Source organism: Lentzea rhizosphaerae, assembly GCF_042649515.1.
GTDB classification, from domain to species: domain Bacteria; phylum Actinomycetota; class Actinomycetes; order Mycobacteriales; family Pseudonocardiaceae; genus Lentzea; species Lentzea aerocolonigenes.
The window spans coordinates 43,344-64,254 of sequence record NZ_JBHRZI010000056.1 but is presented as its reverse complement, the minus strand read 5'-3'; the positions used below and the strand labels follow the sequence as shown (position 1 = coordinate 64,254).

General features: G+C 69.2%; 21 protein-coding genes. 10 read left to right on the top strand and 11 right to left on the bottom strand.

The features are described from left to right. Positions 1-63 precede the first annotated feature (63 nt). The 5 genes from ACFOWZ_RS44375 (at position 64) to ACFOWZ_RS44355 (ending at position 4,611) form a co-directional block, all read left to right on the top strand. Positions 64-657 carry a DUF6801 domain-containing protein gene (locus tag ACFOWZ_RS44375; protein WP_382380161.1) on the top strand — a complete coding sequence of 198 codons (594 nt, stop codon included), beginning with the start codon at positions 64-66 and terminating at the stop codon, positions 655-657. Between the two features lie 26 nt (positions 658-683). Continuing rightward, positions 684-1,574 (top strand): glutaminase, encoded by an 891-nt coding sequence (locus tag ACFOWZ_RS44370; protein WP_382380159.1) that lies wholly within the window; start codon positions 684-686, stop codon positions 1,572-1,574. A gap of 19 nt (positions 1,575-1,593) precedes the next feature. Further along, positions 1,594-2,919 (top strand): M20/M25/M40 family metallo-hydrolase, encoded by a 1,326-nt coding sequence (locus ACFOWZ_RS44365; RefSeq protein WP_382380157.1) that lies wholly within the window; start codon positions 1,594-1,596, stop codon positions 2,917-2,919. A gap of 10 nt (positions 2,920-2,929) precedes the next feature. Then, positions 2,930-3,715 carry an SDR family oxidoreductase gene (locus ACFOWZ_RS44360; RefSeq protein ID WP_382380155.1) on the top strand — a complete coding sequence of 262 codons (786 nt, stop codon included), beginning with the start codon at positions 2,930-2,932 and terminating at the stop codon, positions 3,713-3,715. A gap of 62 nt (positions 3,716-3,777) precedes the next feature. Next, complete coding sequence (locus tag ACFOWZ_RS44355; RefSeq protein WP_382380153.1) at positions 3,778-4,611, top strand: alpha/beta fold hydrolase; 834 nt, start codon at positions 3,778-3,780, stop codon at positions 4,609-4,611. 42 nt (positions 4,612-4,653) lie between these two features. Here ACFOWZ_RS44355 and ACFOWZ_RS44350 read toward each other — a convergent pair whose 3' ends face one another. From ACFOWZ_RS44350 to ACFOWZ_RS44340, 3 genes are all read right to left on the bottom strand, one after another. Beyond that, positions 4,654-5,097 carry a hypothetical protein gene (locus ACFOWZ_RS44350; RefSeq protein ID WP_382380151.1) on the bottom strand — a complete coding sequence of 148 codons (444 nt, stop codon included), beginning with the start codon at positions 5,095-5,097 and terminating at the stop codon, positions 4,654-4,656. A gap of 186 nt (positions 5,098-5,283) precedes the next feature. Continuing rightward, positions 5,284-8,913: an nSTAND1 domain-containing NTPase gene (locus ACFOWZ_RS44345; RefSeq protein ID WP_382380149.1), complete on the bottom strand. Its 3,630-nt coding sequence runs from the start codon at positions 8,911-8,913 to the stop codon at positions 5,284-5,286. Between the two features lie 52 nt (positions 8,914-8,965). Continuing rightward, the gene (locus ACFOWZ_RS44340; protein ID WP_382380147.1) at positions 8,966-9,682 is read right to left on the bottom strand and encodes a helix-turn-helix domain-containing protein; all 717 of its coding nucleotides are present in this window, start codon (positions 9,680-9,682) and stop codon (positions 8,966-8,968) included. Between the two features lie 69 nt (positions 9,683-9,751). Between ACFOWZ_RS44340 and ACFOWZ_RS44335 the strand changes: the two genes are divergently transcribed. Next, positions 9,752-10,684, top strand: a complete 933-nt coding sequence (locus ACFOWZ_RS44335; protein ID WP_382380145.1) for an aldo/keto reductase — start codon at positions 9,752-9,754, stop codon at positions 10,682-10,684. Here the strand turns inward: ACFOWZ_RS44335 and ACFOWZ_RS44330 are convergent. The 5 genes from ACFOWZ_RS44330 to ACFOWZ_RS44310 form a co-directional block, all read right to left on the bottom strand. Beyond that, entirely contained in the window at positions 10,677-10,889 is a 213-nt protein-coding gene (locus tag ACFOWZ_RS44330; RefSeq protein WP_382380143.1) for a DUF5703 family protein, read from the bottom strand. The two genes, ACFOWZ_RS44335 and ACFOWZ_RS44330, sit on opposite strands and share 8 nt — an antisense overlap. Continuing rightward, entirely contained in the window at positions 10,886-11,581 is a 696-nt protein-coding gene (locus ACFOWZ_RS44325; RefSeq protein ID WP_382380141.1) for a YncE family protein, read from the bottom strand. The genes ACFOWZ_RS44330 and ACFOWZ_RS44325 overlap by 4 nt, the downstream gene beginning before the upstream one ends. A 120-nt stretch (positions 11,582-11,701) precedes the next feature. Continuing rightward, positions 11,702-12,607 (bottom strand): transposase, encoded by a 906-nt coding sequence (locus tag ACFOWZ_RS44320; protein ID WP_382380139.1) that lies wholly within the window; start codon positions 12,605-12,607, stop codon positions 11,702-11,704. Positions 12,608-12,654: 47 nt separating this feature from the next. After that, positions 12,655-13,344 carry a carbonic anhydrase gene (locus ACFOWZ_RS44315; protein WP_382380137.1) on the bottom strand — a complete coding sequence of 230 codons (690 nt, stop codon included), beginning with the start codon at positions 13,342-13,344 and terminating at the stop codon, positions 12,655-12,657. Between the two features lie 49 nt (positions 13,345-13,393). Further along, complete coding sequence (locus tag ACFOWZ_RS44310) at positions 13,394-14,359, bottom strand: aldo/keto reductase (RefSeq protein WP_382380135.1); 966 nt, start codon at positions 14,357-14,359, stop codon at positions 13,394-13,396. Between the two features lie 72 nt (positions 14,360-14,431). Between ACFOWZ_RS44310 and ACFOWZ_RS44305 the strand changes: the two genes are divergently transcribed. The 3 genes from ACFOWZ_RS44305 to ACFOWZ_RS44295 are packed head-to-tail and all read left to right on the top strand — an operon-like array spanning position 14,432 to position 17,008. Next, entirely contained in the window at positions 14,432-15,481 is a 1,050-nt protein-coding gene (locus tag ACFOWZ_RS44305; protein WP_382380133.1) for an LLM class F420-dependent oxidoreductase, read from the top strand. After that, positions 15,478-16,305, top strand: coding sequence for an undecaprenyl-diphosphate phosphatase (locus ACFOWZ_RS44300; protein WP_382380131.1), 828 nt, complete (start codon positions 15,478-15,480; stop codon positions 16,303-16,305). The genes ACFOWZ_RS44305 and ACFOWZ_RS44300 overlap by 4 nt, the downstream gene beginning before the upstream one ends. 10 nt (positions 16,306-16,315) lie before the next feature. Further along, positions 16,316-17,008, top strand: coding sequence for a histidine phosphatase family protein (locus tag ACFOWZ_RS44295; protein ID WP_382380129.1), 693 nt, complete (start codon positions 16,316-16,318; stop codon positions 17,006-17,008). On the opposite strand, the gene ACFOWZ_RS44290 is transcribed toward ACFOWZ_RS44295, so the two are convergent. Both ACFOWZ_RS44290 and ACFOWZ_RS44285 read right to left on the bottom strand, forming a co-directional pair. After that, a complete protein-coding gene (locus ACFOWZ_RS44290) occupies positions 16,980-18,158 on the bottom strand; it encodes an RNA polymerase sigma factor (protein ID WP_382380127.1) in 1,179 nt (392 codons plus the stop codon). The genes ACFOWZ_RS44295 and ACFOWZ_RS44290 overlap by 29 nt on opposite strands. Continuing rightward, positions 18,155-18,529, bottom strand: coding sequence for a YciI family protein (locus ACFOWZ_RS44285; protein ID WP_382380125.1), 375 nt, complete (start codon positions 18,527-18,529; stop codon positions 18,155-18,157). Before ACFOWZ_RS44285 ends, ACFOWZ_RS44290 begins: the two co-directional genes overlap by 4 nt. Positions 18,530-18,636: 107 nt before the next feature. Here ACFOWZ_RS44285 and ACFOWZ_RS44280 point away from each other — a divergent pair, with 107 nt between their 5' ends. After that, the gene (locus ACFOWZ_RS44280) at positions 18,637-19,086 is read left to right on the top strand and encodes a YybH family protein (protein ID WP_382380123.1); all 450 of its coding nucleotides are present in this window, start codon (positions 18,637-18,639) and stop codon (positions 19,084-19,086) included. Positions 19,087-19,172: 86 nt separating this feature from the next. On the opposite strand, the gene ACFOWZ_RS44275 is transcribed toward ACFOWZ_RS44280, so the two are convergent. After that, positions 19,173-20,690 carry a M4 family metallopeptidase gene (locus ACFOWZ_RS44275; RefSeq protein ID WP_382380121.1) on the bottom strand — a complete coding sequence of 506 codons (1,518 nt, stop codon included), beginning with the start codon at positions 20,688-20,690 and terminating at the stop codon, positions 19,173-19,175. Positions 20,691-20,911 lie beyond the last annotated feature (221 nt).

Below are 20,911 nucleotides of genomic sequence, written 5' to 3'. Positions count from 1 at the left end.
CTGGCGAGTAAAGCAACACCGCCTTCTTGCAGTTCAATGTCGTACTGATGGAGGTCCCTGCAGATGAAGACCGGACTTTTCGCACGCGCCGCTGCCTGCGTTCTGGTTGCCGGAGCGCTGAGCGTGGCGACGGCCGGCACCAGCTCGGCCGCGACCGCCGAGCTGAACATCACCTACTCCTGCAACTTCGCCCTCATCGGCGCGCAGGACATGCCGACCACGGTCAGCTCCTCGGACCTGCCCGACTCGGCGGCGGTCGGTGTGCCGACCGCGGCGTCCAACACCACGGTGAAGAGCACCGTCTCGGAGAGCGCCACCACCACCCTGGGGTGGCTCGGGGCCAAGTCGGTCGACGGCACGATGACCAGCAACGTGCCCGTCACCAACGGGAGCGCCACCCAGACGCTCACGTCGGTGTCGACCATCCCGAACACCCCGGTGCCGGCGAGCGGCACGTTCGAGGTGACGGCCACGGGCACGTTCCCGGCGATGACGCTCGCCAACGCCGGCACGGCGACGATCACGCTCGGCAACGCGGAGCTCAAGCTCACGCCGCGCTACGCGAACGGTGACCCGACCTGGCTCGGCACGATCACCGTTCCGTGCACGGTCAAGGCCGGTCAGAACACCACGTTCCACACCTTCCCGGTGGCGTAACGCCTGCCCGTGATGGGATTGGCGGCATGCAGCTCCAGCAACTGGTGGACCGCATCGCCGCCGAGGTCACGCCGGGAGGGTCGGTCGCCGACTACATCCCGGCGCTGGCCAGGATCGACCCGCACGCCTTCGGCCTCGCCGTCGCCACACTGGACGGCGAGGTCTTCGGCGCGGGGGACCACCGCACACCGTTCTCCATCCAGAGCATCTCCAAGGCGTTCACGCTCGCTCTGGCGCTCGCCGACAACGACGACGTCTGGACGCGCGTCGGCCGCGAGCCTTCCGGGTCGCCGTTCAACTCGCTGGTCCAGTTGGAGACCGAGCAGGGGATTCCGCGCAACCCGTTCATCAACGCCGGCGCGCTCGTCGTCACCGACCACCTCGGCTTCGGCGCGGCCGATCGCCTCCTGGAGTTCCTGCGGCAGGAGAGCGGCAACCCCGCGCTGGACGTGGACGCCGAGGTCGCCAAGTCCGAGCTCGACCACGCCGACCGCAACCGTGCCCTGGCGCACTTCATGGCCTCCTACGGCAACATGCGCAACTCCGTCGACGTCGTGCTGCACGAGTACGTCCGGCAGTGCTCGATCGCGATGAGTTGCGCGGACCTCGCCCGGTCGACGCTCTTCCTGGCACGCCACGGCGTCCGCAACGACGGCACGCGGCTCCTCGGCGTCAGCGGCGCCAAGCGGGTCAACGCCGTCATGCTCACGTGCGGCACCTACGACGCCGCCGGCGAGTTCGCCTACCGCGTCGGCCTGCCCTGCAAGAGCGGGGTCGGCGGAGGGATCATCGCGGTCGTTCCAGGGAAGTGCGCGATCTGCGTGTGGAGCCCGGCGCTGGACGTGCGGGGCAACTCCGTCGCGGGCGTCGACGCGCTGGACCGTTTCACCACTCTCACGGGCTGGTCCGTGTTCTGACTGGTGGTAGGAAGACTGTGTGAGCACAACGGGGAACGCACTGGCACTGGCAGAGGACGAGGCCGTCACGCTGGTCAGCGAGCTGATCAGGATCGACACCACCAACACGGGTGATCCCGCGACGGTGGTGGGGGAGCGCGCCGCCGCCGAGTGGGTGGCGGAGAAGCTGTCCGAGGTGGGCTACGAGACAACGTATGTCGAGTCGGGCGCCAAAGGCCGTGGCAACGTGGTCGCGAGGCTGGCGGGCGCGGATCCCAGCAGGGGCGCGCTGCTGGTGCACGGCCACCTCGACGTCGTGCCCGCCGACGCCTCCGAGTGGTCGGTCCACCCGTTCTCGGGCGCGGTGCAGGACGGGTACGTGTGGGGTCGCGGCGCGGTCGACATGAAGGACATGGTCGGCATGACGCTCGCGCTGGCCCGCCACTTCAAGCGCGAGGGGATCGTGCCGCCGCGCGACATCGTGTTCGCGTTCCTCGCCGACGAGGAGGCCGGCGGCCTGTTCGGCGCGAAGTGGCTGGTGGAGAACCGGCCCGAGCTGTTCGAGGGCGTCACCGAGGCGATCAGCGAGGTCGGCGGGTTCTCGATCACGCTCAAGGACGATGTCCGCGCGTACCTCGTCGAGACCGCGGAAAAGGGCATCCGCTGGCTCAAGCTGCGGGTCAAGGGCACCGCGGGCCACGGCAGCATGATCCACCGCGACAACGCGGTCGCGAAGCTCGCCGCCGCCGTGACGCGCCTGGACCAGCACCAGTGGCCGCTGATCATCCGCCCGTCCGTGCGCGAGTTCCTCGACGGCGTCACCGAGATCACCGGCATCGACTTCCCCGACGACGACGTCGAGGGCTCGATCGGCAAGCTCGGCGCGTTGTCGCGGATGATCGGCGCGACGCTGCGCGACACCGCGAACCCGACCATGCTGTCCGCGGGCTACAAGGCGAACGTGATCCCGTCGACGGCGGAGGCCACTGTGGACTGCCGCATCCTGCCCGGCCGCGAGGAGGCGTTCGACCGCGAGCTCGCGGAGATCCTCGGCCCGGACGTGGAACGCGAGTGGATCGGTCTGCCGCCGGTGGAGACGACGTTCGACGGCGCCCTGGTCGACGCGATGACGGCGTCGATCATCGCCGAGGACCCCGGCGCCCGCGTGCTGCCGTACATGCTCTCCGGTGGCACGGACGCCAAGTCGTTCCAGCAGCTCGGCATCCGCAACTTCGGCTTCGCACCGCTGAAGCTGCCGGCGGACCTCGACTTCTCCGGGCTCTTCCACGGCGTGGACGAGCGCGTGCCGGTCGACGCCCTTAAGTTCGGTGTGCGCGTGCTCGACCGTTTCCTGCGCAACAGCTGAGGAGAGTGCCGTGTCCACTGTGGACTTGACGGGTCGGGTCGCGCTCGTGACGGGCGGCGCGGGCGGGATCGGCACCGCCGTGGTGCGCCGGCTCGCGAAGCTCGGCGCCCAGGTCGCCGTGCTCGACCTGAACGCCGCGGGGGCACAGCGGATCGCCTCGGCGGCGGGCGGGATCGCGATCGCCGGTGACGTCACCGATCCCGAGACCATGCCCGCCGCGGTGGAGCAGGTCGAACGTGAGCTCGGACGGCTCGACATCGTGCACCTCAACGCCGGGATCGGCGGCGGCCAGGCCGGGGTCGACGCGCTGGACGTGGAGCGCTACCGCAAGCTGGTCGGGGTCAACGTCGACCACGTCGTCTACGGCCTGTGCGCGGCGGTTCCGGCGCTGCGGCGGCAGGGCGGCGGCAAGATCGTGATCACGTCGTCGCTGGCCGGGCTGGTGGCGATGCCGGCGGATCCGCTGTACACGCTGACCAAACACGCGGTGGTCGGCTACGTGCGTGCGGCGGGGAAGGCCCTCGCGGCGGACGGGATCGTGGTCGCCGCGCTGTGCCCGGGATTCGTCGACACGTTGCTGCTGGGCGCCGCGAAGGAGGAGTTCGACGCCGTCGAGTTCCCGTTGCTGACGCCCTCGGACATCGCCGACGCGTTGCAGGCGGTGCTCGCGGAAGGCGAGCCGGGGGAGGCCTGGATCATCCAGCCCGGCGGGCAGGCCTCGGCCTACCGGTTCCGCGGTGTGCCCGGCGTCGGTGGCGGCCAGATGCCACCAGACGTGGTTCTTGGTCGCGTCTGACCGTGTCCTTTCGCCGTGTTGTCTCGTTAGGACGAACAGACGACACGGCGAAAGGAATCCGCATGGTGCGGCTGGAAGACGGGACCGAGCTCAACGTGGTGCGCGCGGGTGACCCCGAGGCACCGGTGACGGTCGTGCTGGCGCACGGCTACGCGCTCGACCACCGCAGCTGGCACAAGGTCGTCGAGCAGCTGAGCGGGGACTTCCAGGTCATCGCCTACGACCACCGCGGCCACGGCAAGTCGGCGGGCGCCACCAAGGAGACCGCGACGATCGAGCAGCTCGGTGAGGACCTGGGGGAGCTGATCGAACGGGCCGTGCCGCAGGGGCAGGTCGTGATCGCCGGGCACTCGATGGGCGGCATGGCGGCGCTGGCGATGGCCGAGCGCAGGCCGCGGCTGTTCCGGCAGCGGGTGCTGGGCAACGTGTTCGTGTCCATGGCGGCGAGCGGGCTGTCCGAGACGTCGCTCGCGTGGCCGAAGGCGGTCGGGAAGCTCGTGCGGGAGCTGGAACGGGCGTTCGGGCCGATCGTGCGGGCGGTGCGGGAGAAGATAGAGCCGACCAAGACCGCCGGGCTGCGGTGGTGGCTGTTCGGCGACGAGCCCTCAGACGACGACGTCGAACTCACCGCGGACATGGTCTGGGGGCAGTGGCCCGAGACCGTCGCGCTGTTCCGGCCCGCGGTGGACCGCTACGACCGCGAGGCGGGGCTGACCGTGGCGAAGGAGAAGGCCGTGGTCGCCGTCGTGGGGGACGAGGACCGGCTGGTGCCCGAGTCCGACGCGGTGAAGTTCGGCGGCACGTCCGTCGTGCTGGCCGACGCCGGGCACATGCTGCCGCTGGAACGGCCGGTCGAGCTCGCGAACCTCATCCGCGAGGTGGCCGCCAAGGCTTGAGCCGGACCGGGGGAGAGCCCGGTCCGGCTGGGTTCAGCTCGCTCAGCGGCCCGCCGCGCTGGAGCGGCGCCTTCCCGGTGGTCGGCCGAAGAGCCGCACGTGCTCGTCGACCAGCCAGTCCTTGAGCGGCGCCCACTCCGGGTGGTGGTTGAGCACCAGGAGCCGGTGCATCCACCAGTTCGGGTCGTCGTGGCGGGGGAACGCCGCGAGCCACGCGGCCCGCTCCTCCGCCGTCAGGCCCCACAGGTGAGCCAGCTGGCCCTGGGCGTCCGTGTCGAGCTGGGCGGTGATCTTGCCGCCCTCCGTGTGCCATTCCGCGCGCAGTTCACGCAGAACGGCGATGGCGCGTTCGTCACCTTCCTCGGCGGTGACGACGACTGTGTGCAGGCCCTGCGACGCGGCTTCGGCGAGCAGGGCTCGGGCGGACGTTTCGTCGTGCGGCAGTGCGCTGTGCGCGACCCCGACTTCTTGCGGCACGAGCTCCATGACACCGAATCTGATCACATCTGCAACTACTCCGGTGAATTTTATTGCTTCAGTGTTGACTGAAGAGTCACCTTCCGCCGGTCGCCCTCCGCGTTGGACGAACGTTGTTGTGCAGCGCCCGGACATCGACACCGCACAACGTTTTCGCACTACAAAGGCGGTTGAGAGGAAAGGTGAGGGTGTTGCTCAGCAGAGAGGCCTCGGCTCGACTCCGGGGAAGTACTGCTCCCAATGACGAGTGGACAGGTGCGGCGTCGTAGTGGCGCAGACGCGAGCTGCGGTCGCCTCGACGTCGATGTCCCACACGCGGACGGTGCGGTCCGCGCCGGTCGTCGCCAGGGTGCGGTTGTCCGGAGCGAAGGCCACGCCCCACACCCGTTCCGTGTGTCCGTGCAGCACTGCCCGCACCTGGGGGTTGCGGGGATCGCGCACGTCCCACACGCGGATCACGTCGTCGGTCGTGCCGGCGGCGAGGAGGGTGCCGTCGGGGGAGAAGGCGAGGCGCTGCAGCGGTCCGCCGTCGTTGGGCAGGGAGCTGACCTTGCGCGGCTGAGCCGGGTCGCTGATGTCGTACAGGGCGCCGCTGCTGCCCATGTTCGCGAACGCCATGAGGTTGCCGTGGACGACGACGGTCATGACCTCCTCGCGGCCTGCCTGCCCGCCGCGGCGGATGGGGTCGGGGTTGTCGTCGGTGCGCAGGGTGGGGTGGGCGCGGGGCGAGGCCGGGTTGCCGACGTCCCAGAGCTGGAGCTCCCTGCTGCCGTTCGCGATGACGAGCGTGCGGTCGTCCTGGGAGAACTCGAGCTGCCACACGGTGTCGGTCTCGGGGATCTTGAAGCTGCCCGACTTCACCGGGTGGGCGGGATCGTCGACGTTCCAGAGGCTGATCACGCCGTCCTCCTCGCCGACGGCCAGCGTCCTGCCGTCGTGGCTGAAGTCGGCGGCGACGATCGGGGCGTTGCTGGTGATCGCGCGGTTGAGCTCGCGCGGTTTTGTCGGATCGGTGACGTCCCACAGGGCGTTGCCGGCCGCGGTCGCCTCGAACAGGACGTTCCCGCCGGGGTGGACGTCGACGGTGTACGCCTCGTCGTCCGGGGCGAGCTTGGGCAGAGTGGCGATCTCCTCCGCGTGCCGGTCCTCGGGACGCCACAGCTTGATGGTGCCGTCGGAGGAGACCGTGGCGAGGTACCGGCCGCGCTGGTCGTAGTCGAGTTTCCAGATCGTCCACGTGTGGTGCGCGTAGTTGAGGTTGGCGAGGTCGAGCACGCGGGCCTCGGCGTCGGTGGTGGCGGTGACCATCCGGCGCGAGTCGGGGCTGAAGTTGACCGACCAGAGCGTGTCGGTGTGGCCCGCCAGCGCGGTGGCGAGCCGGACCTTGCGCGGATCGGTCACGTCCCACACGCGGGTGGTCTTGTCGCCGCCGCCGCTGGCGAGGAACTTCCCGTCGGGGGAGAACGCCAGGGTGTGGATCGAGAACATGTGCCCGCTGAGGAGGCTGAGCTGCACGGGGTTGCGCGGGTCGGTGACGTCCCAGAGCCGCACGTCGCCGTTGTCGGCGCCCGTGGCGAGCAGACCGGTGGAGGAGAAGACTGCGGCGTCGGAGGCGAAGTCGCCGGGAGCCGGGTCGATCGTGGACAGCTGCGCGCCGGTCGCGAGGTCCCAGAGCTTGACCGTGCCGTCCCAGGAGGCCGACGCGATCGTGGTGCCCGCGCGGTTGAGCGAGAGGCCGTGCACGAGCTGGTCGTGCGCCTGGATCGTCCGCACGAGGGCTCCCGAGACGTCCCAGACGCGGATCGTCTTGTCCTTGCCGCTGCTGACGAGCGTGCGGCCGTCCGGCGTGAACTGCACGGCCTGCACCTGGCCGTCGTGGCCGCTGATGCGCGCCTTCTCGGCGGGCTTGCGCGGGTCGGTGAGGTCGAACAGGCGGATGTGACCGTCCCAGTTCGCGGTGGCGAGCGTCCTGCTGTCCGGGCTGAACGCCATGTTGTGGGTGGCGTTGTCGCCGGCGTGGACGCGGCCGAGCTCGGTGGGGTGGTGGGGGTCGGCGAAGTCCCAGATGATCAGCGTCTTGTCGTCGGCCGCGGTGGCCATGAGCCTGTTGTCGGGGCTGAACAACGCGTACGAGGTCGCGTCCTGGTGGCCCTTGACGAGGGTGACCTGGGGTGCGGCGAATGTGCTCAGCAGGCTGTCGCGCGCCGCGGGGAGGCCGGTGAGCCGGTAGGCGGCCAGGCGCAGCTGGCTCGCGAGGCCGGGATCGCGGTCCTGCAGTCCGTTGGCCTCGGCGATGGCCTTCTGGGCGAGCGCCATGGTGCGTTGCTCGGTGGTCTGTTGTTGCGCGCGCACGGCGAACACGGTCGCTGTGGTGGCCACGAGCAGGAGGGTGGCGAGCAACGCGACGACGCGGCGCAGGTTGGTGGTGCGGCGTTTCTCGGTGGCCAGTTCGTGTTCGGCGGCGGCCTTGCTGGCGTCGAGGAACGCCTTCTCCTCGGCGTTGAGGGCGGCGGGGTCGCGCTGGGCCCAGTCCGTGGCCTGGGTGAGCGGCACGCCCCGGTAGAGCGAGCCGGGGTCGCGGCCGTGGGCCTCCCAGTCGGCGGCCGCGGCGGTGAGCCTGCGGTGCACGCGGAGGTCGTCGCGTGCCTCGGCGAGCCAGTCCTTGAGACGCGGCCAGCCCCGGATGACGGCTTCGTGGCTGATCTCGACGCTGTCGTCGTCGACGGTGAGGATGCGCGCGTTCGCGAGGTGTTCGACGACCTCGTCGGCCGCGAGCTCGGAGCGCTTGACGCGGCGTTTGGTGTCCTCGGTGCCCTCGCCGGGGTTGACCAGGCGCAGGAACACCTGGCGCGCCTGGGTTCGCTGGCGTTCGTCGAGGCTGCTGTAGGCGTTCTCGGCGGTGTTGGCGATGGCGCGGGCGATGCCGCCGCTCTCGTGGTAGCTGGTGAGCGTGAGGGTGTTGCCGCGCTTGCGTTGCCACGTCTCGAGCAGCGCGTGGCTGACGTGGGGGAGGACACCGGGTTCGCCGGTGGCGTCGGCGATGAGCCGGGCGACGAGTCCGGTCTCGAGCGCGCAGCCGACCTCGACGGCGGGCTGGGTGATGGCCTTGCGCAGCTCGTCGGTGGTCATGGGGCCGACCAGGACCTGGGCGTCCTCGACGGCGGTGGCCAGGCCGGGGTAGGGGGCGCAGTGGCCGTAGAAGTCGGCGCGGATGCCGATGACGGTCTTGTGGCCGCGGCCGGTCAGCGCGGCGATGAACTCGTCGCGGTGGGGGAGGGCGAAGATCTCCTCGAACTGGTCGACGACGAGCAGGCCCTCGGTGCGGGGGACCGCGGGGTGCGTGCTCGGGGTGATCAGCTCGCCGCTGCTGCGGGCCAGCAGACCGGCGCGGAGCAACGAGGACTTGCCTGACCCCGACGCGCCGACGACCAGCACGGTGTCGTGCTGCTCGAGCTTGGCCAGGAGCTTGCCGACGAGCCGCTCGCGGCCGAAGAAGCGGTCGGCGTCCTTCTCGGTGAAGGCCTTGAGGCCGACGTAGGGGGAGTCGATCTGCTGGTCTGGCGCGGTCTCGCCGATCTCGCGCCAGCGCCGTTCCCACAGCTCCTCGTCGCCGCCGCAGGCCCGGACGAACGCGAGGGTGACCGCGAGGCTCGGCAGCCGCTGACCGCGGGCGGCGTCGGCGAGGGTGCTGGCGGAGTAGTGGCTGAGCTTGCCGAGCTCGCGGTAGCCGGGGGAGCCGGCCTTCTCGCGGAGCTTGCGGAGGTCGAAGGCGAACTGTTCCACGGGCCCGGCGAACGGGTCGAGCGGCTTCTCCGGGCGGGGCATGACAGTGATTCTTTCATTGGCTCTCAGGTCGTCACGCTCTATAGCTTCAGTGTTAAATGAAATGAATCCTCATGCGGTACTCGCCCTCTCCCGGCAAGTAGAACGTCTCGAAAGCCAGGAGGTGAGAGCCCCAGCGTTCGGTACCGCTGGTGGGAGGCAAGGACGCCACAGCGTTGTAGCGCTCGGTGAAGGCGGCGCCGGCGGTGATCGAGAGTTCGAACGCCAGTGCGGCCGCGGCGTGGTCGCCGAGATCGGCAGCGGCCCTGAGGGACGCGGCGCGGTCGTCCGCGATCGAGTCCCAGTCGGGGTGGTGGGCCGCGGCGTCCGCGCTGAACGCGAAGCGGACGAGGTTCTGTTCGCCGTTCAGGCCCGAGATCTCGCGGAAAGTGCTGGTGCAGGCGAGGACGTCGCCCGCGGGGGTGAGGACGCAGGCCGCGGCCGGTTCGAGGGCGTCGAGGGTCGCGAGGACGGTCGGTCGCAGTGGTGGTGGCGGGGGAGGGGCGCAGGCGTGACCGGCCTTGACCAGGCGGTACAGGTGCACGCGTTCGTCCGCGGTCATCGCCAGCGCTTCGGCGAGGGCCACGAGGATCTGGCCGGAAGGGGAGCGGTCGGTCCCGCGTTCGAGGCGGGTGAGGTACTCGACGCTGATGCCGGCGCGGTCGGCCAGCTCGCCGCGGCGCAGTCCTGGAGTGCGGCGGCGGGTGGTGTCCGGGGGAGTGGTCGCTTCGCGGCGGGCCCGCAGGAACCGGCCCAGGGCGTTGTCGGCCATGGCCCCGGATCGTAGACGGGCCCTGAGGGGGGCTCCCTGCGCTCGTGGCGGCCGGTGATGCTGTGGATCATGCGATACCGACTGTTCGGCAGGACCGGCCTGCGCGTCTCGGAGTTGTTGCTGGGCACCATGACGTTGCGTTCGGAGGAGGAAGCGCGGCAGGTGCTCGACGCCTACGCCGACGCGGGCGGCAACTTCCTGGACACCGCGTCGGCGTACGGGGAGAGCGAGGAGGTGCTCGGGGCGGTGATGCGGCGGCGGGACAGGTTCGTGCTGGCGACCAAGTACACGTTGTCGCGGGACGCGGAGGATCCGAACGCGGGCGGGAACCACCGCAAGAACCTGGTGCTGTCGCTGGAACAGTCGCTGCGGCGGTTGCGCACGGACTACGTGGACGTGTTGTGGGTGCACCTGTGGGACCGCCACACGCCGGTCGAGGAGACGATGCGGGCACTGGACGACGTGGTCCGGGCGGGGAAGGTGCTCTACGTCGGGGTGTCGGACGCGCCGTCGTGGTTCGTGGCGCGGGCGAACACGCTGGCGGAGTGGCGGGACTGGACACCGTTCTCGGGGTTGCAGGTGCCGTACAACCTGCTGCAGCGCGATGTCGAGCGGGAGCTGCTGCCGATGGCGGACGCGATGGGGCTGAGCGTGGCGGCGTGGGCGCCGCTGGCCGCGGGGAAGCTGTCCGGTGGCACGCGACGGGGTGGTGGGCTCACCGAGCGGGAGGACCGTGCTGCTCGGGCCGTGCGGGTCGTCGCGGAGGAACTGGGGGCGACGCCGGCTCAGGTGGCGTTGGCGTGGGTGCGTGCCGCCGGGGCGTTGCCGCTGGTGGGCGCGCGGACGCCGGAGCAGGTCCTGGACTGCCTGGGCGAGGTGGTGCTGCCGCCGGAAGCGGTCGCGCGCCTGGAGGCGGCGGCCCCGTTCGAGCGGGGCTTTCCGGCGGACTTCATCGCGGAGTGCGAGCCTGCCGCGTTCGGTTCCGGGGTCGTCGTCAGGTGATCAGGCCTGGCAACAGCGCTGGCTGGCGCTTGCGGCGGAGCCAGACCTTCCGGGAGCCGTCGCCGTAGAGCAGCGTGCGGGACAGTTCCCAGCCCGCGAACTCGGCGTGGATGGCCAGCTGCGTGGTCGCGGTGCGGCGGGAGACGCCCGGCGGCAGACGCAGCGGCCGGTACTCCCAGTCCCCGTCGATCACCCCTTCGTTCATGGCGAGATCACCTGTATCCCTCCGTTGTCGCCGGACGTGACCGTGACACGTCCGGTCTCCTGGTCGACGCTGACGGTGTTGGGTTGACGCACGGTGGCGAACCGGAACTTCTCGGCCGGTTCGCCACCGGCGACGTTGAGTCCGACGACCTCGTTGCGCTCTGTCAGCGTGATCCACGCGATGTCGCGCTTGGCGTCGTAGGCGATGCCGTAGGGGGAGCCCGGCACGGGGTAGCGCTGGCGCATGATCAGCGGGTTGACCGAGAACGCGATGAACTCGCCGCCGCGGGTGTCGACGACGAGCAGGCGGCCGAAGCGGTCGGGCACGGCGTTGGTGGCGCCGTCACCGGCCCTGAGGCCGGCGCCGCGGGTTTCGGCGCCCTTGTCGTCGGTGGTCATCTCGAACACCGCGCTGCGCAACCGGTCGAGCTCGACGTTGCGGCCGTTGACCTGGAACTTCAGCGTGGTGTCGCCCTCGGTGAACCCGCCGCCGGGTGTGACCTGGCCGGGCAGTGAGGCGTTCTGGGCGGGGGAGCGGGCGGGCTTGGCGGCTTCGAGCGTCTCCGCGACCTGCAGCGGATCCTGTGACCCCTCGCTCTGTCCGCACGCGGCCAGCGTGGCGGTGGTCAGGAGCAGAGCAGCGAGCCGGCGCAAGATCGGGTCCTCCTGGGGTACGTCGTGGTCTTCCAGCATCCACGATGCTGGAAGAAAGGTCACGCAAGGGGTGGGGTCAACTTCTCGGCCCGGACGGCCGAGTCGCATTCCTCGTTCACCACTGGCTGTGGTGTGCGGGCTGCATCTACCGGCGACAAGTCACGCCACACTCGGTGAGGACCGGGTGGCTCGCTGGTGCCTGGCAACCGTGACCCGGTCGCGGATGCCCTGGAGTTCTTCCAGAGCGATGCCGCGGCCAGTGCGTTCGGCAACAGCCACTACGTCCTTGGCGATGCGGTGGTTGACGTGGGTCGCGTGACGGTGTTCCTTGCGCGCTCGCTTCCTGAGGCGACGGGTGGCGGATACCGTCCGTTTGGCCTGCAACTCGGCGCGTTTGCGGGCATGCCAGCGGCGATACCGCTGCAGTCGGCGGCCCTGGTAGTTGGCCAGGTCCGAGGTGGTGGCCAGGTTGCTCATACCGCGGTCCACACCGATCCAGTCGGTGGGCTCGAACTGGGGCGCCTCTGGTACCTCGCACGTTGCGATCAGAAACCACGCGCCGTCACGGCACAGCAAATCGGACTCACCTTGGCGGTGCGCGCGCAGTGTGGCGAGTTGATCAGCCGAGCCGACGAATCGGATGTCCTTCAGCCGTCCAGCCGTGGTCCAGATCGACACCATGCCCGCGTCGTGTTTCCAAGAGAGGCAGCGGTCGTCGAACGGTTGCGCTGCCGTTCTCCGAAACGAGATCGGCTTCGACTCTGCCTTCATCCGACGCTTGGACGTCTCGCCGCCGAGGTTTCCGCTCTTGATGGCGGCATGCAGGGTTGTGTAGGCGTCGACGACCTTCTTCACCACCCGCACTGCGGGCTGCGCTGACAGGCCGAACCGATCCTTGATCTCGTGGTAGCAGAGCTTCTGCAACTCGTTGCGGGACTTGGCATTTCGTTCGAACGCCATCCCCGACGTGTAGTTCGCGGCTTCGTTGCAGGCACGCAGAGTCGCCGCGAGCGTCGCCTCCTGCGCGGCGGTTGGCAGCAGCTTGACCTGGACCACGAGCTTCACGCTGAACACATTATCATTTTTCTCTATCGCTTCAGTGTTGACCAAAACTAATACTCACCAAGTCTGATGACCCGGCCCGAACTCAAGTCGTACGAAGCAGCAACGACGGCGAGGCCGTTCCGGCTCACGGCCGTGCGGATGATGACGGACCGTTCCTGCAGGATCTCGGCGGTGCGGAGGGCTTGTTCGGCGACGCAGGCGGCGAGGAACGAGCGGTCGTCGGTGTTCGGCGCGGTGGCGCGGACGGCGGGTTCGATGGTGCGGACGAGCGTGCTGATGTCGCCGGTGACGTGGCCTTGTCCTCGTACGACGTCGATGGTGGTCCTGACCGCACCGCAGCCGGCGTGGCCGAGCACCACGACGAGGGGTACGTGCAGGTGCTCGACGGCGTACTCGATGCTGCCGAGGACGCTGGAGTCGAGGACCTCGCCCGCGGCGCGGATGGTGAAGATGTCGCCGAGTCCGTCGTCGAAGACGATCTCGGGTGGGACGCGGGAGTCGGCGCAGCCGAGGACGCAGGCGAACGGGTGCTGGCCGTCGACGAGCTGTTCGCGCCAGTGGCGGGTGGCGTGGGGGTGGATCTGGCGGCCTTCGACGAAGCGGGTGTTGCCCTCGATCAGGCGGGCCCAGGCGTCGTCGGCGGCGCGGGGGCCGGTGGGGAGTGCGCTGGCGGCGGGGGTGGTGACCAGTGCGGTCGCGGAGAGGCCGACGAAGGCGCGGCGTGTTAATTCGGGCACGGCGCGCAACGTAGACCTGCTCCGTTCGGCCTAATGTCGCGGGGGTGTCCTACGGCATGGGGCGTTCGGGGTAGCCGAGTTCGATGGCGCTGACGTCGTCCAACGCCGCCCTGATCGCGGGCGGCAGCGTGAGCTGTTCGGCTTCCAGCGACGCGATGAGCTGGTTCGTGTCCCGCGCACCGACCACGGGCGCGACGACTCCTGGCCGGTCCCGCACCCACGCCAGCGCCACGCACAGCGGCGAGGTGCCGAGCCCGTCGGCCGCGGTGGCGACGGCCTGGACGATCCGGGCGGCGCGTTCGTTGCGGTGCTGTTCGACGTAGCCCGCGAAGTGGGGTGATGCGCCGCGGGAGTCCGGCGGTGTGCCGTTGCGGTACTTCCCGGTGAGGACGCCGCGGCCCAGTGGTGCCCACGGCAGCAATCCGAGTCCGTGGTGCAGGGCGGCGGGTGCGACTTCGCGTTCGATGCCGCGTTCCAGCAGTGAGTACTCGACCTGGGTGGAGATCAACGGGTAGGTCGACGGCGTGAGCACGGCCGTGGCGAGTTGCCAGCCGCTGTAGTTGGAGACGCCGGCGTAGCGGACCTTGCCGGAGGAGATGGCCTGGTCGAGGGCGGAGAGGGTTTCTTCGACGGGGACTCCGGCGTCCCAGGCGTGGAGTTGCCAGAGGTCGATGTGGTCGACGCCGATGCGGCGCAGGGATCCGTCGAGGGCGTGCAGGAGTGCGCCTCGGGAGGCGCCGCCGCCGAAGGGGCCTTCGGTGCGGCGGGCGACTGCTTTGGTGGCGATGACGAGTTCTTCGCGGGGGACGATTTCGCCGAGGAGGCCGCCGAGGATGCGTTCGGCTTCGCCGTCGGTGTAGACGTCGGCGGTGTCGATGAGGGTGCCGCCGGCGTCGGCGAAGGCCATGAGCTGGGTGGCGGCCTCGTCCGCGTCGGTGTCGCGGCCCCACGTCATCGTGCCCAGTGCGGTCCTGGAGACGCGGAGGCCGCTGCGGCCGAGGTATCGCTGTTCCACGTGCGCGATGCTAAGGGGTGATCATCGGCTGAGCCTGGCAATCGGTGTTACTGACCGGTAGGGTCTCGGCTCGTGAAGCTCGGATTGAACCTCGGATACTGGGGCGCCGGCAACGACGCCGCGAACCTTGAGCTGGCCAAAGAGGCCGACCGGCTCGGCTTTTCGGTGGTGTGGGCCGCGGAGGCCTACGGTTCCGACGCGCCGACGGTGCTCGCGTGGGTGGCCGCGCAGACCGAACGCATCGACGTCGGCAGCGCGATCTTCCAGATTCCGGCGCGGACGCCGGCGATGGCGGCGATGACGGCGGCGACGCTGGACACGTTGTCGGGTGGCCGGTTCCGGATGGGGCTGGGTGTGTCGGGTCCGCAGGTGTCGGAGGGCTGGCACGGTGTGCGGTTCGACAAGCCGCTGGGACGCACGCGTGAGTACGTGGAGGTTGTGCGGAAGGCGTTGTCGCGGGAGAAGCTGCGGTACGAGGGTGAGCACTACACGCTGCCGTTGCCGGATGGTCCGGGCAAGGCGTTGCAGCTGACGGTGCACCCGGTGCGGGAGCAGATTCCGATCTACCTGGCTTCGGTCGGTCCGAAGAACCTCGAGCTCACGGGTGAGATCGCGGACGGGTGGCTGGCGATCTTCTTCTCGCCGGAGTACTCGGAGGAGTCCCTTGCCAGCGTGAAGGCCGGTCGGGAGAAGGCCGGCAAGACGATGGACGGGTTCGACGTCGTTCCGACGGTGCCGTTGATCGTCGGTGACGACTGGAAGGCCTGTGCGGATCCGGTGCGCGCGTACACGGCGCTGTACGTGGGCGGTATGGGTTCGCGCAAGCAGAACTTCTACAACAACCTGATGGTGCGCATGGGTTTCCCGGCTCAGGCGGAGGAGATCCAGGAGAAGTACCTGGCGCGTGACTACGCCGGTGCGATGGCGGCGATCCCGCTGGAGTTCCTGGACGCGACGTCGCTGCTGGGGCCGAAGGAGCGCATAGCAGACAAGATGAAGGCGCTCGCTGCCGCGGGGGTCACCACGCTGTCCGTTTCGCCGATGCTGCAAGATCTGGAGCAGGGGATCGCGGGTCTTCGCACCGCGGCCGAAGCTCTGGATCTGGCAGGAGTGGGTAGTTGAGCTGGTTGCAGGCTCTGGTTCTCGGACTCGTCCAAGGACTGACGGAATTCCTGCCCATTTCTTCCTCGGCGCACCTCCGCATCACGTCGACGCTGTTCTTCGGCAACGATGCGGGTGCGTCGTTCACCGCGGTCATCCAGCTGGGGACCGAGGTGGCGGTGCTGATCTACTTCGCGAAGGACATCGGGCGGTTCGTGGCCGCCTGGTTCCGCGGGTTGTTCAGTGCCGCGGCGCGTCAGGAGAAGGACTACCGGCTGGCGTGGTACGTGATCATCGGTTCCGTGCCGATCTCGGTTCTGGGTTACCTGCTCAAGGACGAGATCCGGACGTCGGCGCGGAACCTGTGGATCACGGCGACGATGCTGGTGGTGTTCGGTCTGCTGCTCGGTCTGGCGGATCACCTGGCCAAGCACCAGCGTGACGAGCTGCGGATGAAGGACGCGATCGGGATGGGGCTGGCGCAGGCGCTGGCGCTCATCCCGGGCGTGTCGCGGTCGGGTGGCACGTTGACGGCTGGTTTGTTCCTGGGGCTGACGCGTGAGGCGGCGGCGCGGTACTCGTTCCTGCTGGCGATTCCGGCGGTGTTCGGTGCGGGGTTGTTCTCCATTCCGGACGTGCTGGAGCGCTCCGGTGAGGGTGTGCAGGCGTCGATTCCGCAGATGATCGTGGCGACGCTGATCTCGTTCGTGGTGGGGTATGCCACGATCGCGTGGTTGTTGAAGTACGTCTCGAAGCACTCGTACTCGGCTTTCGTGTGGTACCGGCTGATGCTGGGTCTGGTGCTGATGGGGCTGCTGTCGATGGGTTTGCTGCAGCCGATCTAAGGTGGACGTTGTGGCCACGGTGATCCTGCTTCGACATGCGCGTTCGACCGCCAACGGTTCCGGTGTGCTCGCCGGGAGGTCGTTGGGTGTGGGGTTGGACGAGCGGGGGCAGGCTCAGGCCGCGGCGCTCGTCGGCCGGTTGCGGGACATCCCGATCAGTGCGGTGGTGTCTTCTCCGTTGCAGCGGTGCGAGGAGACGTTGGCGCCGTTGCTGGCGGATCGTGCTCTCGAGGCGGTCGCGGAGCCGGACGTGTCCGAAGTGGACTACGGGGCGTGGACCGGCAAGGCGTTGAAGGATCTGCTGAACGAGCCGTTGTGGGCGGTCGTTCAGCAGCACCCGTCGGCGGCGATCTTCCCCGACGGTGAGGGTCTGGCTTTTGTGCAGGCTCGTGCTGTTGCGGCGGTGCGGGCGCACGACGCGCGGATCACGGAGGAGCACGGGCCGGGTGCGGTGTGGGTGTTGTGCTCGCACGGTGATGTGATCAAGTCGGTTCTCGCTGATGCTCTGGGTGTGCACCTGGACGGGTTTCAGCGGATCGTCGTCGACCCGTGTTCGATTTCGGTGGTGCAGTACACGCAGACGCGGCCGTTCGTGTTGCGCATCAACGACAACGGTGGTGATCTGACGGGCGTGGTGCCGAAGGCGCCGCCGCAGGAGGAGCCGTCGTCGGACGCTACCGTGGGCGGCGCGACCGGGACCTGAGGTAGCGCTGTTCGGGCACGCTCAGTGTTCGTTTCGCGGCCTTCTCGTACTCTTCTCTGGCTGCGTCGTGGTCTCCTCGCAGGTCGAGGAGGTGTGCTTTGACGGCGTGGACGCGGTGGTGGTCGAGGTCCAGTGTGGACAGTTCGTCGAGGGCCTGTTGCGGGCCGTGGACCATGGCGACGGCGACGATCCGGTTCAGTGACACCATCGGCCCGGGCGCGGTGACCGTGAGCAGTTCGTAGAGGCCGAGGATTTCGTGCCAGTCGGTGTCGTCGGCGGTTTTGGCGTCGGCGTGGACGGCCGCGATGGCGGCTTGGAGCTGGTAGGGGCCGATCTGGGCGGTCTGCAGGGCGTTCTTGATGAGTTCGGTGCCTTCGGCGATGGCGGTGGTGTCCCACTTCTCCCGGTCCTGCTCGGCGAGCGGGATGAGGGCGCCGTGGGGGTCGGTGCGGGCGGGCCGGCGGGCGTCGGTGAGCAGCATCAACGCGAGCAGTCCCGCCAGTTCGCCGTCGTCGGGCCTGCGTTTGTGCAGCTGACGGGTCAGGCGGATGGCCTCGGCGGTGAGGTCGACGCGGACCAGGTCGTCGCCGGAGCTCGCGGTGGAGCCTTCGGTGAAGATCAGGTACAGCACGTGCAGGACGGCCGTGAGGTCCTTGGGTGCCCTGAACTTCGTGCCTTTGATCTTCTGCTTGGCGCGGCTGATGCGTTGCGCCACGGTGGCTTCCGGCACGAGGAACGCCCGTGAGATCTCCGCGGTGGTGAGGCCGCCGACCGCGCGCAAGGTGAGGGCGATCTGCGAGGCGGTGGTGAGTGACTCGTGGCAGCACAGGGCGAGGATCGTGAGGGTGTCGTCCTGCGCCGGCACCGGGTCCGCCGGCGGAGGGGTCAGGGCGACGACCTTGTCCTCGCGCTGACGGCGTGCCACGTCGGACCGGTACTGCTCGATCCACCGTCTGGACGCGGCGGTGATGAGCCAGCCCTTGGGGTTGTCGGGCACCCCTTCTTCCGGCCACTGCTGGGCGGCGCCGAGGAGGGCTTCCTGCACGGCGTCCTCGCAGACGTCGAACTGGCCGTGTCGGCGCACGAGCACGCCGAGGACCTGCGGCGCCAGTTCGCGCAGCAGGCCCTCGATCCGCGGTGCGTCGGTCACATGTCGTCCAGCATCGACATGTCCCACACCGGCCGGACCTCGATGCCGTCGTTGTGCGCGTCGGGCAGCGTCGCCGCGTGGGCGATGACCTGGTCGATCGTGTCGGCCTCGACGAGGTAGAACCCGGCCAGGTACTCCTTGGCCTCGGCGAACGGCCCGTCGGTGACCACCACCTCGCCGTTGCGGATGCTCACACCCTTGCCGGTCTCGGGCCCGGGGAGGCCTTCGCTCGCGATCAGCTCCCCGGACGCGCGCAGCTTGTCGGTGAGGTCGTAGTGGGCCTGGCCGAACTGCATCTGCTGCTCGTCGGTGAGCTTGTCCCACGCGGCCCGCGACTTGGGGTTGCTGTAGATGAGGATCAGGTACTTCACTTCCGGCCTCCGCTGCTGGGCTTCCAAAAATCTTCTCACCGCCATGTCGAGACCGCGGGCCGTGCTTCGACATCGGTGTGTCAGCCGACTGCGACGGAGGTTTCGAGATGACTCACACGCTGGTGCAGGACGAGGTGGAGATCCGGGCGTTGTTCACCGCGCTCGTGGAGGGCATGCGGGACCGTTCGCCGTCGCGTGTCGTCGCGCGGTACGCCGAGGACGCGGTGACGTTCACGCTGGCACCGCCGTTGCGCAACACCGGCCTGGACGCGCGCGACCCGGAGGCCCTCGCGGGGTGGATGGCGGGGTTCGACGGGCCGATCACGGTCGAGCACCGCGACCTGCAGGTCGCGGTGTCCGGTGACGTGGCGTTCGTGCACGGTCTGCAGCGGCTGGCGGCGGTGCCGGTGGGCTATCCGGAAGGGTTCTCCATGTGGACGCGCACGACCGTGGGGCTGCGACGGCGTGATGGGCGGTGGCTGGTGACGCACGAGCACCAGTCGGTGCCGTTCTACATGGACGGGTCGTTCCTGGCGGCGACCGATCTGGAGCCCTGATCAGCGGGCTCGTGACAGGGATGTGCCGAGGCCCGGACCGTGCAGGGGGTCGGTCCGGACCTCGGCGTCTTTTCGTGGAGGGTCTTCTACTTGACGTTCACCGCGGCCCAGGCCCGGTCGACCGCCGCGTACTCGGCGCTGCTCGCGCCGTAGAGGTCGGCCGTGGCGGCGAGGGTGCCGGTACGGGCGGCGGCGTACTTGGTGCTGGAGGTGAACTTGGTGGTCAGCGCGCGGTACCAGATCTTCTCGGCCTTGGCGCGGCCGATGCCGGTGACAGGCTGGTTGTCGTAGGTGGGGGAGTCGTAGGCGACGCCGTTGATGGTCTTCTGGCCGCTGCCCTCGGACAGCAGGTAGAAGAAGTGGTTGGCGATGCCGGAGGAGTAGTGCACGTCGACGTTGCCCGCGCTGGAGGTCCAGTAGTCGAGGCTGCGGCCGTCCTTGGAGGGCTTGTCCATGTAGCGCAACGGTTTGCCGTCGCCGCGGATGTTGATCTTCTCGCCGATCAGGTAGTCGCCGGCGTCGGCGGTGTTCGCGGCGTAGAACTCGGTGGTGGAGCCGAAAATGTCGCTGGTGGCTTCGTTGAGGCCGCCGGACTCACCCGAGTACACCAGGCCGGCGGTGGCCGAGGTGACACCGTGCGACATCTCGTGCGCGGCGACGTCGATCGAGGTCAGCGGGTTGCGGTTCTGTGCGCCGTCGCCGTAGGCCATGCAGAAGCAGGAGTCCGACCAGAAGGCGTTGACGTAGTTGTTGCCGTAGTGGACTTTGCTCAGCGCGCCCACGCCGTTGTTCTTGATGCCGCTGCGGCCGTGGACGTTCTTGTAGTAGTCCCACGTCTGGGCGGCACCGAAGGCGGCGTCGACGCCCGCGGTGGCCTTGTCGGTGTAGGTGCCGTTGCCCCACTTGTTGTCGGCGTCGGTGAACAGGGTGCCCGTGCCGGAGCCGTTGTTGAGGTTGTTGACGGCCTGGTTGCCGCGTGCCGGGTCCTTGAGCTGGAACGTGCTGCCCGCCTGGGTGGTGTTGAGCTTGACGGTGCCGGTGTAGGTGGACTGGCCGGTGCCCTCGACGTTGTGCACGTCGTCGTAGGACAGCAGCGTCTGACCGGTCTTCGCGTCGGTGAACGTGTGCAGCTCGCTGGGCGTCTGGTCGTCCTTGACGCTGTGCTGGACCGTTTCCCACGCCAGCACGGGGGCGTGGTCGAGGGCGAACACGACGAGCGTGGCTCCGGCGGCCGCCGCGGTGGCGGGTGCGGTGGTGTCGAGGCCTGCGAGGGCGGCCTCGGACGCCTTGGTGACGCCGGTGAGGCGGCCTGCCTTCTGCGTGACGACGAGGTCGCCGCCGGTGACCTTCAGGCCGTTGAGGGTCCGGTCGAAGCGGAGGTGGTGGGTGCCGTCGGCGTCGCGCACGACGTCACGGGGCACGAGCTGCTCGCCGCCGGACAGGCCGAGGGCGGAGGAGATCGTCCCCGCCTGCTGGGCCGCCGCGTGCAGGGCGTCAGCCTTGGCGAGCAACGGGTTCACCGGCTGCGGTGCCGCGTTGGCACCCAGCGTGCCCGTGGCGGCCAACGCCAGGGCGGTGGTGATGCCCAGGGTCGTGCGTTTCATGAACGCTCCTTGTTCCGGTGCAGGGGGTGCTCGCCCCGGCGTTACAGGGGTGCCGGGTCGATCACCGTGGAACATCCCGACCATCGTCGATGACCGGGCGTGGTGATCGTATTGCGCTCAGTGCATGGAACCAGCCACTCCCAAGATGCGAGATTGCTTCACAAATCGCGTAGCAGTGCTGGTCAGGAGACCGTCTTTTGTCCGGATGGTGGAACAAAAGA